The sequence below is a fragment of the Arthrobacter sp. B10-11 genome (genome assembly GCF_033142195.1).
In the GTDB taxonomy this organism is placed as follows: domain Bacteria; phylum Actinomycetota; class Actinomycetes; order Actinomycetales; family Micrococcaceae; genus Arthrobacter; species Arthrobacter oryzae_C.
The window spans coordinates 1-14876 of the sequence record NZ_JAWMTH010000006.1; the positions used below are offsets into that span (position 1 = coordinate 1).

11 protein-coding genes and 1 rRNA gene are annotated in these 14876 nt (G+C 66.0%); 8 read left to right on the forward strand and 4 right to left on the reverse strand.

The window, feature by feature from the left end; all coding sequences use genetic code 11:
* Positions 1-2: 2 nt before the first annotated feature.
* From rrf to RW112_RS17345, 3 genes are all read left to right on the forward strand, one after another.
* A 5S ribosomal RNA gene (gene rrf / locus RW112_RS17335) occupies positions 3-119 on the forward strand.
* Positions 120-450: 331 nt separating this feature from the next.
* A complete protein-coding gene (locus tag RW112_RS17340; RefSeq protein WP_317782955.1) occupies positions 451-942 on the forward strand; it encodes an SRPBCC domain-containing protein in 492 nt (163 codons plus the stop codon).
* 43 nt (positions 943-985) lie between these two features.
* The gene (locus RW112_RS17345; protein ID WP_317782956.1) at positions 986-1510 is read left to right on the forward strand and encodes an N-acetyltransferase; all 525 of its coding nucleotides are present in this window, start codon (positions 986-988) and stop codon (positions 1508-1510) included.
* A gap of 13 nt (positions 1511-1523) precedes the next feature.
* Here the strand turns inward: RW112_RS17345 and RW112_RS17350 are convergent, their stop codons facing one another.
* A complete protein-coding gene (locus RW112_RS17350; RefSeq protein ID WP_317782957.1) occupies positions 1524-2555 on the reverse strand; it encodes a LacI family DNA-binding transcriptional regulator in 1032 nt (343 codons plus the stop codon).
* 45 nt (positions 2556-2600) lie between these two features.
* Complete coding sequence (locus tag RW112_RS17355; RefSeq protein WP_317782958.1) at positions 2601-4358, reverse strand: glycoside hydrolase family 13 protein; 1758 nt, start codon at positions 4356-4358, stop codon at positions 2601-2603.
* Positions 4359-4660: 302 nt separating this feature from the next.
* Here RW112_RS17355 and RW112_RS17360 point away from each other — a divergent pair, with 302 nt between their 5' ends.
* The 5 genes from RW112_RS17360 to RW112_RS17380 all read left to right on the forward strand — a co-directional run bounded on the left by RW112_RS17360 (position 4661) and on the right by RW112_RS17380 (position 12066).
* Positions 4661-5959, forward strand: coding sequence for a maltose ABC transporter substrate-binding protein (locus RW112_RS17360; RefSeq protein ID WP_317782959.1), 1299 nt, complete (start codon positions 4661-4663; stop codon positions 5957-5959).
* 168 nt (positions 5960-6127) lie between these two features.
* Positions 6128-7819 (forward strand): ABC transporter permease subunit, encoded by a 1692-nt coding sequence (locus tag RW112_RS17365; protein WP_317782960.1) that lies wholly within the window; start codon positions 6128-6130, stop codon positions 7817-7819.
* Entirely contained in the window at positions 7816-8784 is a 969-nt protein-coding gene (locus RW112_RS17370; protein WP_317782961.1) for a sugar ABC transporter permease, read from the forward strand. Before RW112_RS17365 ends, RW112_RS17370 begins: the two co-directional genes overlap by 4 nt.
* 2 nt (positions 8785-8786) lie before the next feature.
* Complete coding sequence (locus RW112_RS17375) at positions 8787-10661, forward strand: glycoside hydrolase family 13 protein (RefSeq protein ID WP_317782962.1); 1875 nt, start codon at positions 8787-8789, stop codon at positions 10659-10661.
* A 34-nt stretch (positions 10662-10695) separates the two neighbouring features.
* A complete protein-coding gene (locus RW112_RS17380; RefSeq protein ID WP_317782963.1) occupies positions 10696-12066 on the forward strand; it encodes an FAD-binding oxidoreductase in 1371 nt (456 codons plus the stop codon).
* 9 nt (positions 12067-12075) lie between these two features.
* On the opposite strand, the gene RW112_RS17385 is transcribed toward RW112_RS17380, so the two are convergent.
* Positions 12076-13491, reverse strand: coding sequence for a DUF4032 domain-containing protein (locus RW112_RS17385; RefSeq protein ID WP_317782964.1), 1416 nt, complete (start codon positions 13489-13491; stop codon positions 12076-12078).
* A 117-nt stretch (positions 13492-13608) separates the two neighbouring features.
* Complete coding sequence (locus tag RW112_RS17390; protein WP_309980441.1) at positions 13609-14691, reverse strand: sn-glycerol-3-phosphate ABC transporter ATP-binding protein UgpC; 1083 nt, start codon at positions 14689-14691, stop codon at positions 13609-13611.
* Positions 14692-14876 lie beyond the last annotated feature (185 nt).

Genomic DNA, 14876 nt, shown 5'->3' on the forward strand with positions numbered 1-14876 from the left:
GTTACGGCGGTCATAGCGTGGGGGAAACGCCCGGTCCCATTCCGAACCCGGAAGCTAAGACCCACAGCGCCGATGGTACTGCACCCGGGAGGGTGTGGGAGAGTAGGTCACCGCCGGACAACCATTAGGTCGAGAGCCTCCAAACACCCGTTTGGAGGCTCTCCCGCTTTAACCACCCAACCAAACCCCCGAACCCGGGCCAGGACGCGGCACACCCCGACCGGCCCGCCCGCCGTCGAACACCGGCAGGAACTGAGAGAACGTCCGGGGATACCCGGCAGGAACTGAGAGAGCGTGCCGGGGATACCCGGCAGCAAGTGAGAGAGCGTGCCGGGGGAACCCCCAGGAACTGAGAGAGCGTGCCGGCGAAACCCGGCAGGAACTGCGAGAGCGTCGCAGGGGGGAGAGCGGAAGCCGGGGAGTTCTTGCCGCCGGGTAAAGTTGTTGACCATGGACAACCTTTTCAGCCACGCGTCCCCTGCCGACGGGGCGTCCGAACCCGTGGATGACCTGGACGCCGTGGTGCACACCGTGGTGGTGCCCGGTGCAGTCTCCAAGGCATTCATCGGGTTCACCGAACACACCCACCTCTGGTGGCCACTCGGGGAGCAGGGCGTGTTCGGTGCCGGCTCGTACGTTGAGTTCGAAGAGAACCTGGTCCTGGAAACCGCCGACGATGGCCGAACTGCGGTCTGGGGGACCATAGACGACTGGCAGCCACCGTTGTCATTCCACGCCAGCTGGCATCCCGGGACTACGGCGTTGTGGTCCACGGAGGTTCGCGTCGCTTTCCGCGCTGTTGAGGGCGGAACCGAAGTCCGGGTTGTGCACGACGGGTGGGAGGGCGCCGAGGACCCTGCCCTCGCCCGGGAGCAATACGACGCCGGATGGCCCGTGGTTCTGGCCCGTTTCGTCCGGTTCATGGGCGGCCGCGTTGGCTAGGGTGCGGCGCCTGACCGAAGGGGAATGGGAACTTCTGCGCGCCGTGAGGCTTGAGATGCTCGCGGACACCCCTACGGCCTATGTGGAGTCGCTGGCTTCGGCCTTGGCACAGACTGAGGGGCAGTGGCGGAGCCGCGCCGCTGCGATGACCGGCCCCGGGAGCATCACTTTCGTGGCTGAAGACGGGTCGGCGGCCAACATTTGCTGCGGCCTGATGCGCGTGGTGGTGAAACACCTCCAGGAAGCCAACCGGCCGCTTCAGGCCATGCTCATCAGCGTCTATGTGGCCGCACCTTATCGGGGTAGCGGCCTTGCGGACGGATTGCTGACGGGGGCCATGGACGCCGCAGCAGGCGACCTGGGGGCCGGCATCTTGCAGCTGGGCGTCCACCAGGACAATGCGAGGGCTCTTGCCTTCTACACACGCCACGGCTTCCGTGACACCGGCCTCCGGGTGGCCTACCCGCTCGATACGAGCAAGAAGGAAATCATCATGGAACGGCCGCTGTCGCTGGCCGTCCCGGCCGTCCAACAGTCGGGGACTGTCCAGCACTCGGGAGCCGCCTAGCAGCCGGGAGCAGCTAGCGGCCCGGAGCCGTCTCGACCGGCGGCACGGCCGTACTGGACCGCACCACGAACGTGGTGGGGTACTCCGTATCGGTTGCACCGCCGTCGGCTGCGTCTTCAAGGCCTGCGAGCAGGAGCCGGACCGCCAGGGCCCCCTGGCCGCGGGCGTCCTGGTCAATCGTGGTCAGGCCGAACACTTCACCAAGCTCGTGGCCGTCGATGCCGATGACGGACAGGTCCCGGGGGATGTGCAGGCCGAAATCGCGGGCCGCGAGGATGGTTCCGATGGCCATCTCATCCGAGGCAGCGAACACAGCGGTGGGACGTTCGGAACTACCGCCGAGGAGCTGCCTGGCACTCGAGTAGGCACCCTGGATGGTGAAATCGGCTGTGACCTGCCACTCCGGGCGGACCTGCAGACCGGCAACCGCCATGGCCTTTTCAAACCCGCCCTGACGCGTACCCGGCAACCGGAAATCCTGCTGGTACGAGGCATCACCGGTCATATGGGCGATGCGGGAGTGGCCCAGCCGTATGAGGTGGTTGGTTGCTGCCTCGGCGATGCCGGAGTCATTGATCCTGATGGTCGAGGCGCCCGGCAAAGGGCCGCCAATTCCCACGATAGGACGGTGGATGGCCAGAAGCTGTCGTATCTCGGCTTCACTGAGTTCGAGTGACACGGCGATGACCGCATCCACGCGTTTCCGCAGCAGAAAGTCGTTCAGGACACTGTGCCGCCGGTCGGGTCCTTCGCTGACGTTGTACAGGGTCAGGTCGTAGCCGGCGTCGAGCAACGTTGCCGAGACCCCTTCCACCACCGACGAGAAAAACCAGCGGTGCACGGAAGGGACCACCACCCCCACGTTGTGGTTTCGGCCGGAAGCCAGGCTGGAGGCGTGATACGACAGCACGAAACCGAGCTCCGCCGCGGCAGCCTGCGCACGTTCGCGGCTGCGGGCGGACACATTGCCTTTGCCGCTCAGCGCCCGTGAAACAGTGGCGATGGAAAGGCCCGCGCGCTCAGCTACGTCCTTGATGCCGGGCATATTCAGTTCTCCATGTTCTCAACTGCGGATTCAACGACAGCGGCGTCACCCGGCCGGAAGGCTCAGCCAGGCCGTCTCACCTGAGCCTAGCTGATGACCGCCGTCGTGCGTTCCCGGTGAGGCCGGGAGGTGCTCGGATGCCGCCGGTGAGCTACGCAGCAGCACGCGGCCCGCCGGGAGGTCCAGCGGATCCCGGCCCACGTTCATCACCACCACGGTGGTGCCGTTGACGTAGGCGAGGCACGTCTCGCTGCACCAGCTTTCCAGCCAGGCCAGCGAACCCCGGCCCAGGTCCAGCTTCCTGCGCATCGCCAGCATCCGGCGATAGAGATTCAAATGCGACGTCGGCTGTTCCGCCTGCGCATCCCGCGCCAGTTCGGTGAAGCTCTCCGGCTGGGGCAGCCAGGGAGCCTGTCCCGACCCGAAACCGGCGTGGAGTTCGGCGGCGCGCCACGGCAGGGGCACCCGGCAGCCGTCGCGGCCCAGCCGTTCTCCGCCGGTCCGTGCAAAGGTGGGGTCCTGGCGCTGGCTGTCCGGTATGTCGATGCCGTCGGGAAGGCCCAACTCCTCGCCCTGATAGAGGTACGCGCCGCCGGGCAGTCCCAGCATGAACATGGAGGCTGCCGCTGCGCGCGACCTGCCCCTGGCAATGTCGGGCTGCTGGTCGAAGGGTCCAATCCCGTCGCCGTCCCGCGGTGCGGGGCCGTCGTAACCGAAGCGGGTGGCGTGGCGGACGACGTCGTGATTGGACAGCACCCAGGTGCTGGGCGCACCGACGGCGTCAAGGGCAACCAGCGAGTCGGTGATGACGCCACGGAGCCGGTGCACGTCAAGGCCCGCGTGGAGGTACGGGAAATTGAATGCCTGGTGCATTTCGTCCGGGCGGACCCAGTCGGCCAGCCGGGGGAGTGGATCCACGTTTGCTTCGGCGCACAGGATGCGGTCCGGACCGTACTCTGCCAGGATGCGGCGCCAGGCCCGGTAAATGTCGTGCAGGGCCGGCTGGCCGAACATCGGCGCATCGTGGCCCGGGTAGCCGTCACAGCTGTTGCCGTCTGCCCTGCCGCCCCACTCCGGCAGTCCGGGAGCCTTCACCAGCGCGTGGGCAACGTCCACGCGGAATCCGGAGACACCACGGTCCAGCCAGAAGCGCAGCACCCGCTCGAATTCTTCGTGGACGGCCTGGTTGTCCCAGTTGAAGTCGGGCTGGGACGTGTCGAAGAGGTGGAGGTACCACTGCCCGGGAAGGCCGTCCGGCTCCGTGACGCGGGTCCAGGCAGGCCCGCCGAAGTGGGACTGCCAGTTGTTGGGCGGCTCCGCACCAAAGGGGCCGGTGCCGTCCCGGAAGATGAACATGTCACGCTCGGGGCTGCCGGCAGGGGAGGCGAGGGCGGCCTGGAAAGCGGCGTGCTGGTCCGAGCAGTGGTTGGGAACGAGGTCCACGATCACGCGCAGGTTCAGCCGGGTTGCTTCCGCCGTCATGGCGTCAAAGTCGGCCAGAGTGCCGAAGAGCGGGTCCACGTCGCAGTAATCGCTGACGTCGTAGCCGGCATCCTTCTGCGGGGAGCGGTAGAACGGCGAGAGCCAGATGGCATCCACGTCGAGCCGGGCCAGCTGCGGCAGCTCTGCTGTGATGCCGGCGAGATCTCCAATGCCGTCCCCGTTCATGTCCCGGAAAGACCTCGGATAGACCTGATAGATGACAGCCGACCGCCACCACCCCGAGGCTTCATCGGCGTGGTGGACCAGGGTCAGCGGGCCGGCCGCGGCGGCGGGGGCCTGGAGCATTGAGTCAACGGACATGCCGGTAATCGTAAGACGGAACCGCACGAAATTGAAAACGCTTCCAATTGTGACGTGCGCCTCATCGGGTTTCGCTCGAGATCCACTCGCGGGGTCAACTGCCGCGCGATGGCGCCCCAGCCGCCCCAAGCCCACTCTCCGCCGGTTTGGTGCAGCTAGCTACTGCCGAGTAGGGTGACTTTCCAACATGGAGCATTCCGTGTACTTTGGAAGCGCTTGCAGCTGTGAGCCACATCACCGACGATGCCACAGGGCCCGAGGGCCAACGCGTGGATGCAGTATTTTTTATGAAAGGGACACCAATGAAGGTGCAGAACACCCTCACGAGCGGGACCAGCCGCCGCGTCTTTACCGCGGGCGCGCTCTCCGTAGTGGCGGCCCTGGCGCTCAGCGCCTGCGGCGGCGCGTCAGCGACCGCACCGGCAACCGCCACCGCCAAGCCGGACCTGAAATCCGCCGGTGCCGGCACGATCACCATGTGGGTCGACGCCGAACGGTCACCTGCGCTGAAGGACATCACCGCTAAGTTTCAGGCCGATACCGGCATTGAGGTGAAGCTGGTCGTCAAGGACTTCGCCGCTGTCCGCGATGACTTCATCACCCAGGTCCCCACGGGCAAAGGGCCGGACCTGATCGTCGGACCCCACGACTGGGTAGGCAAGTTCGTCCAGAACGGTGTGATCGCTCCGATCGAACTCGGAGACAAGTCGTCGTCCTTCCAGGATTCCTCCATCAAGGCCATGACCTTCAACGGTTCCGTCTATGGCGTCCCCTACGCCATCGAGAACATTGCGCTGCTGCGCAACACCGACCTGGTGGCCGAGAGTGCGGCGACGATGGATGAGGTAGTGGCCAACGGCAAGAAGGCTGTTGCTGACGGCAAGGCCACGTTCCCGTTCCTCGTCGGCATGGACCCCAAGCAGGGCGACCCGTACCACCTCTACCCGCTGCAGGCGTCCATGGGTTCCCAGGTCTTCGGCCAGGCGGCCGACGGCGGCTACGACCCCAAGCAGCTCCTCATCGGCGACGCCGCGGGCGTCGAGTTCGCCAAGAAGCTGGTGGCCTGGGGTGACAGCGGTGAAAAGATCATCAACTCCAACATCACCGGAGACATTGCCAAGGAGAAGTTCCTGGCCGGCGAATCCCCGTACTTCCTGACAGGCCCGTGGAATGTTCCGGACGTCCAGAAGAAGGGCATCAAGTTTGCGGTTGACGCACTGCCCACCGCCGGCGACAAGCCCGCCCAGCCATTCATCGGCGTCAACGGCTTCTTCATCAGCGCCAAGAGCGCCAATGCGCTGGCCACCAACGAGTTCGTGACCAACTACCTCACCTCCGAGGACGCACAGGATTCCATGTACAAGGCCGGCGGCCGCCCGCCGGCGCTGAAGTCCTCCTTCGAGAAGGCCGCCAGCGACCCCGTCGTTGAAGCATTCGGCAAAATCGGTGCCACCGGTGTTCCCATGCCGGCCATCCCGGAAATGAGTGCCGTCTGGGCCGACTGGGGAGCCACGGAACTTGCCCTGATCAAGGGCCAGGGCGACCCCGCTGCCGACTGGGCCAAGATGGCTGCCAGCATCAAGGCAAAAATCGCCGGCTGACGCCGTCCATCAGGCTCGCTCCTGCCAGTGACAGGCCGGGCGGCTACCTCGCCGCCCGGCCTGCCCGCTGCAGCCCCGCAACGGCCCCGCTGCGGCCCCGCCGTCGCCCGCCCCGGCAGCGCCCCGAATTCTTCACGGCCCCGCTTCTCCCAAGGACCACAGACAGCCATGCCCAAAACAGACCTTTTCCAGGATTCCCCGCCGCCCCCGTCGTCGGGAGCCGAACCAACGTCGGGAGCCGAACCAACGTCCGGAGCCGCAACAACACCGGGCGGCCGCCCCCAGGGCCGGCATCCGGGACTGCCGAACCGCCGCTCCCGCCATGACTCCACCAGGGGGACCGTCGCCAAGATAGTGCTCCTGGGCCTGGTCGACGCCCTGGCTGTCTATGTCCTGATGATGCTTTTCCTGAGCCAGTCCTGGGGTGCCCTGGCGGTCTCGTCCGCCGTCGTACTGGCCATTAACTGGATTTACCTCCGCAAGGGGGGACTGCCCGCCAAATACCTGGCACCGGGCGTGCTGTTCCTGCTGGTGTTCCAGGTCTTCGTGGTGCTGTTCAGCGGCTACATTGCCTTCACCAATTACGGCGACGGGCACAACAGCACCAAGGACGACGCCATTGCGGCCATCCAGCTCACCGCCCAGAAACGCGTCCCGGACTCGCCCGCCTACAAGGCAGCGGTGCTGACCAAGGGCAGCGACTTCTACCTGCTGTTCACCGACCCGGACGGCAAGGCCTCGATCGGCCGCACCGGCACGCCCCTGCAGGAAGTCCCCGACGCCGGCACCGACTCCACCGGCAAGGCCAACTCTGTTGACGGGTACCGGACACTCAATTTCCAGGAAATCGTCGCCAACCAGCAGGAAATCCTGGCCCTCACCGTACCCGTCTCCGACGACCCGGCTGACGGCACGCTGCGCACGGCTGACGGCAGCAACGCCTACGAGTTCAAGCCGGCGCTGACGTATGACGCGGCAGCCGACACGTTCACCGACACGGACACCGGCACCGTTTATCGCGACAACGGCAAGGGCGCCTTCGCGGACAGCAACGGTGAAACCCTCACCACCGGCTGGAAGATCGACGTCGGCATGGAGAACTTCGCACGTGCCTTCACCGATCCGAGCCTCCGCGGGCCGCTGCTGGGCGTCATCCTGTGGACCTTCACCTTCGCCGTCACCTCCGTGGGCCTGACCTTTGCGCTGGGACTCTTCCTGGCCGTCACATTCAACCGCGAAGACCTGCGCGGCAAGAAGGTGTACCGGATCCTGATGATCCTGCCGTACGCGTTCCCCGCGTTCCTCTCCGGCCTTGTCTGGTCCGGCATCCTCAACCCGCAGTTCGGCTGGCTCAACCAGACGCTGCTGGGCGGTGCCACGATCGGCTGGCTGACGGACCCGTTCCTGGCCAAGATCAGCGTCCTGGTGGTCAACCTGTGGCTTGGGTTCCCCTACATGTTCCTGGTGTGCACCGGCGCCCTCCAGTCGCTGCCCACGGAACTCGATGAGGCTGCACGCATGGACGGTGCCGGACCGTGGCGGGTGTTCCGGTCCATCAAGCTGCCCCTGCTGCTGGTCTCCATCGCACCCCTCCTGATTTCGTCCTTCGCCTTCAACTTCAACAACTTCAACGTGATCTACATGCTTACCGGCGGCGGACCGCGCTTCGCGGATACAGACCGCGACATCGGGGCCACGGACATCCTGATCACGCTCGTCTACAAGGTGGCGTTCGGGCAGGGCACAGGGCGCGACTACGGCCTCGCCAGCGCGCTGGCCATCATCATCTTCATCATCGTGGCCACCGTTTCGGCCATCAGCTTCAAGCAGACCAAGGCACTCGAGGACGTGAACTCATGAACGGGTCAACGGCACGCACGGGCACGACGGCGGCATCCGCCGCAGGCTCCGTTGTCACCGCTTCCGGCACCACCGACGTCGAAAAGCTGAAGCAGCTGCAGCGGCGGCGCACCTTCGGTGCCTGGTTCAAGGACAAGGGCTGGCGGCACCTCGTGGGAATCGTGGTGACCATTTTCGCGATCTTCCCGCTGCTCTACGTGCTGTCCGCCGCGTTCAACTCCACCGGCACACTGGTGGGCTCGAACGCACTCTTCAGCAAGCTGGACTTCGGCAACTTCACCGCCCTGTTTAACGACCCGTCCCGGCCCTTCGGACGCTGGTTCGTGAACACAATGGTGGTGGGTGTCGTGACCTCGGCCGCGACGGTCTTCCTGGGTGCCATGGCCGCGTACGCATTCTCCCGCATGCGCTTCAAGGGACGCCGGATAGGACTGCTGAGCCTGCTCCTGCTCCAGATGTTCCCGCAGCTGCTGGCCGTGGTGGCTATCTTCCTGCTGCTCAGCGGAATCTCGGAGGTCATCCCTGCCCTGGGCCTGGGCAGCCAGCTAGGCCTGATCATGGTGTACCTCGGCGGTGCCCTGGGCGTGAACACCTACCTTATGTACGGCTTCTTCAACACCGTTCCGCAGTCCCTGGATGAGGCGGCAAAGATCGACGGCGCCAGCCACGTGCAGATCTTCTTCGGCATCATTCTGCGCCTCGTCACACCGATCCTCGCCGTGGTGGGCCTCCTTGCCTTCATCGGCATCTCCAGCGAATTCGTGATCGCCAGCGTGGTGCTGACAGACCCGGACAGCCAGACGCTCGCCGTCGGACTCTACTCGTTTGTCGCGCAGCAGCGCTCGGAAAACTGGGGCGTCTTTGCCGCCGGCGCCGTACTCGCAGCCGTCCCCGTGATGGCACTGTTCCTGTTCCTCCAGCGCTACATTGTCAGCGGGCTGACCCAGGGCTCGGTCAAGGGCTGACCGTGATCCCGCCAGTCCAGCGCCACCCCCTCCCGCACCACGACGGTTCGCCCCTGCACGCACCCCGGCGCACTGAACTTGGCGATACTGCCCGGCTCCGGGTAAGGGTCCCCGGAGCGTGGGGACGTGCCGCCAGGATCTGGCTCCGGTCCGTTCATGACGGTGAACCGAGATACGACGCCGCGCGCATCGTGGGGGAGTGCGACGGCTGGACATGGTGGGAAGCGGAAATGACCGTCACCAACCCGGTGGCCCGGTACCGCTTCCTGATGGAGGCCGACGGCGGGTACTGGAGCCTCAACGCGCAGGGGCTGTTCCGCCGCGACGTCTCCGACTACGCGGATTTCCGCCTGACCTCGTTCCAGCCTGCGCCGCAGTGGCTGCGGCGGGGAACGATCTACCAGGTGTTTCCGGACCGGTTCGCGCGCTCGGCAGGGGCCGGCTCGCATCCGGCGCCCGACTGGGCCGTCCCGTCCGACTGGGACCACACCCCGGTGGAGGGAGCCGGACCGGCAACACCGCTCCAGTTCTACGGCGGAGACCTTGCCGGGGTGGCGGAAAGGCTGGACCACATCCAGGAACTCGGCGCCGACGTCATCTACCTGACGCCCTTCTTCCCGGCACGCTCCAACCACCGCTACGACGCCTCAACCTTCACTACGGTGGATCCGCTGCTCGGCGGGGACGGTGCGCTCGTGGCGCTCGTGGAAGCGGCCCATGCCCGCGGGATCAAAGTGCTGGGCGACCTCACGGCGAACCATTCCGGCGACGCCCACGAGTGGTTCCGGCAGGCGCTGGCGGATCCGGAATCAGAGGATGCCGGCTACTACTATTTCAGCGCGGACCACCGGACCTACGAATCCTGGTACGGCGTGTCCTCGCTGCCCAAGCTCAACTGGTCCTCCGCAGGGTTGAAGCGCAGGTTCGTGCTGGACGACGATTCAGCGGTGGCGCGGTGGCTCAGGCCGCCGTTCAGCCTGGACGGCTGGCGGATCGACGTCGGCAATATGACCGGGCGGCTGGGTGCCACGGACCTCAACCGCGACGTGGCCCGGCTGATCGCGGAGCGGGTGCGGGCGATCAACCCCGACGCCGCGTTGCTGGCCGAAGCCACGAACGACGCCGCGCCGGACTTCACCGGCGAACACTGGCACGGGGCCATGACCTATGCGAACTTCACCCGGCCGCTGTGGTCGTGGCTTGGTGGGGACGCCGCGCACGTGAATTTCTTCGGCACGCCCCTCGCCGGCCCGAACCGGGTGGGCGCAGAGGATTTCCTTGCCACCCACCTGGACCTGGCGTCGGGCTTCAGCTGGGACCTCCGGCTGCAGAACATGAACGCCCTGAACAGCCACGACACGGCACGGGCGGCCACAGTGATGATCGACGGCGGGCAGCTGCTCGGGGCCGTCATGATGTTCACCCTTCCCGGTGTCCCGGTGGTCTTCGCAGGGGATGAATTCGGACTCAAGGGCTCCAACGGTGAAGACTCCAGGACGCCGATGCCCTGGAATGACTCCCGCCGGGTTCAGAAGGACCTTCGTGTGGCTTACGCGGCCCTCGCAGCCCTGCGGCGGGGGCAGCCGGCGCTCACCGAGGGCGGAATCCGCTGGCTGTATGCGGAAGGTGATGCGATCGCCTACATCCGGGAAAGTGCGGGAAGTGCAGTCCTGGTGTTCGTGGCCCGCGCGGCCGCACGGTCCGACGTCGCGGCCGGCTCACTGTCCCAGGCACAGCTGGCCGCCCTTGCAGGCCAACCCGCATTCGGCGTCGGAAGCGTCAGCGCCGCGGCCGGGAACGGGTGCTCCAGCATCCGTGCGGGCGAAGCAGCGGCCGCTGTCTGGGTGCTTCCGGGGACGGACGCGCCCGCCGTCTAGACTGGAGGCCGGATTCGACGGACCTGGAGGCCGCGTGGGCAATATTGTTGACGAGCTCAAAACCATTCTGGAGCCCGGCAAACTGGCCGTGGACGAGATGACCTTGGCGGCCTACGCCGTGGACCAGGCCCCGGTGGTGGACTACCAGCTGCCGCTGGCCGTCGTCCGGGCCGAAACTGTCGCGGACGTGCAGGCTGTGGTCCGCGCCTGTGCGAGACGCGGCGTGCCCATCGTTACGCGCGGGGCCGGTACAGGTGTCTCCGGCGGCGCCCATGCCAGCCCGGGGTGCATCGTGCTGGGCCTTGAACGGATGAACCGAATCCTTGCCCTGAACGCGGACGACGAGACCGCCGTCGTCGAACCCGGCGTGATCAACGCCGCCCTGAACGACGCCGCTGCCGCCCACGGGCTGATGTACGCGCCGGATCCCGCCAGCTTCCGGACGTCCACCATCGGCGGCAACGTGGCCACCAACGCGGGCGGCCTGCGCTGCGCAAAGTACGGCGTCACGCGCGATTCGGTGCTGGCCCTCGACGTGGTGCTGGCGGACGGATCCCTCGTCCACACCGGGCATCAGACGTTCAAGGGTGTTGCGGGCTACGACCTGACCGGGCTGTTCGTCGGCTCCGAGGGGACGCTCGGAATCGTGGTGGGGGCAACGGTGCGGCTGAAATACCTGCCCCGCGAAGTGCACACCATTGCCGCGTTCTACCCGGACTTCCGCAGCGCTGCGGCGGGCGTGCTGGCTGTGGGGAAATCGCGGGTGCAGCCCGCCATCATGGAGCTGCTCGACGGCGGTTCGCTGCTTCAGCTGGACGCGATCCACGGCTCGGACCTGAGCTCCCGCGGAGCCTCGCTCCTGTTGATCCAGACAGACGGCTTCGGGGCAGCTGCGGAGGCAGACGTGGTCCGCGAGGTCCTTGCCGCCGGCGGAGCCACGGTGACAACCGAGGCCAGCGCCGAAGCCGAGCGGCTGGTGGAACTCCGGCGCAACAGCCGCGGTGTGGAAGTGGACGACGAATACCGGGTGGGGGAAGACGTTGCCGTGCCGCGCTCGCGGCTGGTGGATTACGTCGGCGAACTCGAAGCCATGGCCGCGGAGCACGGCGTGCAGCTCAAAGTGGTGGCGCACGCCGGCGACGGCAACCTGCACCCCACCTTCTGGGTGGACCGCGTGGACAACGAGGTGGATGCCGACGCCATGCAGCGGCTGGGCGACTGCATGGACAGGTCAATCACGGTGGCCCTGGCCATGGGCGGCACTATCACGGGCGAGCACGGGATCGGGCAGTACAAACTGCGCTGGCTGGGCCTGGAACAGCCCGAACCCGTCCGGGAACTGCAGCGCCGGATCAAGCATCTCTTCGATCCGGCCGGCATCCTGAACCCCGGAAAAGCGATTTAGCTCGGCGGCTTAGTCGTCTGCGTCCGGGTATTCGTCGATGTCGTCGTCGCCGTAGCGGGACTGCTCGGTCTCGACTTCGAGGATCTTGAGCAGCTCCGTGTCGGGGTTGAGCATGATTGCCGCCTCGTCGCGGCGGTGCCGGAGGATGGAATCGATGTAGGACTGCACCGCTTCGGCGAGTGGAATGTGCCGTTCCTGCTTCTCGGACATGTACCAGCGGTGTTCCAGCACCTCGTGGACAGCTTCCGCGGGTTCGAGCTTGCCGGAAAGGTCGCGCGGGATTGAGCGGACAATGGGCTCGAAGATCTGGCTGACCCACAGGTGGGCGCTGTATTCCTCGTCCATCGCCGGGTTGTTGTCGGCGCGGAACGAGTCCATGTCGTTGAGCAGGCGGCGGGCCTGGTTCTCCTGGGCGTCCAGTCCGGTAAGCCGCAACAGGCGGCGCTGGTGGTGGCCCGCGTCCACTACCTTGGGCTGGAGCTGGATGGTGGAGCCGTTCTGGGTGGTCTTGATGGCGTATTCCTCGACGTCGAACCCGAGCTCGTTGAGCTTCCGGATCCGGGCGGCCACCCGCCACCGTTCGCCGATCTCGAAGGATTCCTTCTCGGTGAGCTCGGTCCAGAGCCGCCGGTAGCTGTCCATGATGAGTTCGCTGGTGGCTACCGGGTCCACCTTCTCCTCGATCAGGCCGCCGTCCAGCAGGTCCATCAGCTCACCGGCAATGTTGACCCGGGCGATCTCGAGATCGTACTCACGCTGGCCCGTGGACAGGTCCGGATACAGCTCGCCGGTCTCCGCGTCCACCAGATAGGCGGCGAAAGCACCGGCGTCGCGGCGGAAGAGGGTGTTGGAGAGCGAGACGTCGCCCCAGTAGAACCCGATCAGGTGAAGCCGCACCATCAGCAGCGCCTGGGCGTCGATCAGGCGGGTGAGCGTGTCCTTGCGCAGCATCTGGGAGAAAAGCGCCCGGTATGGCATGGAGAACTTCAGGTGCCGCGTGACCAGGACCGGGTTCAGGGGCCTGCCGTCGGGCGTGGTGCGGCCCGTGATGACGGCAACCGGCTCAACGCACGGCACGTCCAGGCGGGCCAGCTTGCGGAGCATGTGGTACTCGTGGCGCGCCACGTGTTCGGACGTTTCCTTGATGGCGATCACGGATCCGCCCAGGTGGGCGAAGCGCACGATGTGCCGGGAAATACCGCGGGGGAGCGCCGCGAGGTATTCCGCGGGCCAGTCCTCCAAGGCAATGTGCCACGGCAGGTCCAGGAGCTCGGGATCAGCCGAGGCGGCGGTGATGCTCAGGTTGCTGGAGACGCTGGAACTCTTATCGTCGTTGGCGCTGGCCGCTTCAAACCGAGGCAGTTTGCCGATCTGGCCGTAGTCGGTGGGTTCGTCGTGCCATTGGGCGTTGCTTTCCTCGGTCATGTGCCAATTCTTCCGTACGTAGGGGCGGCCCGCCTAAACATAGCGGGGATAACCGCGCTTAAATCACGACGGCGGCCCGTCCAGTGAGGAGGGGCCGCCGTCGGTTGGTGCTAAAGGCTAGTCGCCGAGGCGCAGGCCGGTCTTGGTGTCGAACAGGTGCACGTGGCCGGACTGGGGACGTACCCAGATGGACTCGCCCTTCATCGGGGGCCTGCGGCCGTCGACGCGTGCCACGATGTCGTGGTCCTTGCCGTCGAGCGTGGTGTGGCCGTAGACGTAGGCGTCGGCGCCGAGCTCTTCGACGACGTCGACCTCAACCTGGAGGCCTTCGCCCTGCGGTGCGGTCTCGAGGTCTTCCGGGCGGGAGCCGACGGTGACGGTCTGGCCGTGTGCTTCTTCGAGGACGTCGCGGGGAACCGGGTACACGGTTCCGCCGAACTGGACGCCGCCGTCGACGACGGGGAGTTCCAGCAGGTTCATGGCCGGGGAGCCGATGAAGCCGGCGACGAACACGTTCTTGGGCTTGTCGTAGAGGTTGCGCGGGGTGTCAACCTGCATCAGCAGGCCGTCCTTCAGCACAGCCACGCGGTCACCCATGGTCATGGCCTCGACCTGGTCGTGGGTCACGTAGACGGTAGTGACACCCAGGCGGCGGGTCAGGGACGCGATCTGCGTACGGGTCTGGACGCGGAGCTTGGCGTCAAGGTTGGAAAGCGGCTCATCCATGAGGAAGACCTGCGGGTTACGCACGATGGCGCGGCCCATGGCGACACGCTGGCGCTGACCGCCGGAGAGTGCCTTCGGCTTGCGGTCCAGGTAGGGCTCGAGGTCAAGAAGCTTGGCTGCTTCGCGGACACGCTCGGCGCGCTCTTCCTTGCTGACGCCGGCGATCTTCAGCGCGAAGCCCATGTTGTCCGCAACGGTCATGTGCGGGTACAGGGCGTAGTTCTGGAAGACCATCGCGATGTCGCGGTCCTTCGGGGGAACATCGGTGACGTCGCGGTCGCCAATGAGGATGCGGCCTGCGTTGACGTCCTCAAGACCTGCAAGCATGCGCAGGGAGGTGGACTTACCGCAGCCGGAGGGTCCGACGAGGACCAGGAATTCGCCATCGGCGATGTCGATGTTGAGCTTATCGACGGCGGGCTTATCTGTGCCCGGGTACAGACGTGTTGCGTTATCAAAAGTAACTGTTGCCACAGTTATCAATCCCTTCACCGGCAGGTACGTGCCGGACGATCCGTTGTGAATGGTTCATGTTTATTCAGTTGTCCACGGTTTTTCAGCCGTGTACTCCCCGGCCGAAGCCGAGGAGTATCGCGTGACGCCGCACGGTGTCTGTGCGCCACATCACAAACAGAGTATGTCAGATTTTATGCAATTGG

What these genes read in the sequence shown, in the direction of transcription:
- RW112_RS17365 (WP_317782960.1), top strand. Translation starts at nt 6,128, where the DNA reads ATGCCCAAAACAGACCTTTTCCAGGATTCCCCGCCGCCCCCGTCGTCG.
- RW112_RS17355 (WP_317782958.1), bottom strand. Translation starts at nt 4,358, where the DNA reads ATGTCCGTTGACTCAATGCTCCAGGCCCCCGCCGCCGCGGCCGGCCCG.
- RW112_RS17385 (WP_317782964.1), bottom strand. Translation starts at nt 13,491, where the DNA reads ATGACCGAGGAAAGCAACGCCCAATGGCACGACGAACCCACCGACTAC.
- RW112_RS17350 (WP_317782957.1), bottom strand. Translation starts at nt 2,555, where the DNA reads ATGCCCGGCATCAAGGACGTAGCTGAGCGCGCGGGCCTTTCCATCGCC.
- RW112_RS17360 (WP_317782959.1), top strand. Translation starts at nt 4,661, where the DNA reads ATGAAGGTGCAGAACACCCTCACGAGCGGGACCAGCCGCCGCGTCTTT.
- RW112_RS17370 (WP_317782961.1), top strand. Translation starts at nt 7,816, where the DNA reads ATGAACGGGTCAACGGCACGCACGGGCACGACGGCGGCATCCGCCGCA.
- RW112_RS17340 (WP_317782955.1), top strand. Translation starts at nt 451, where the DNA reads ATGGACAACCTTTTCAGCCACGCGTCCCCTGCCGACGGGGCGTCCGAA.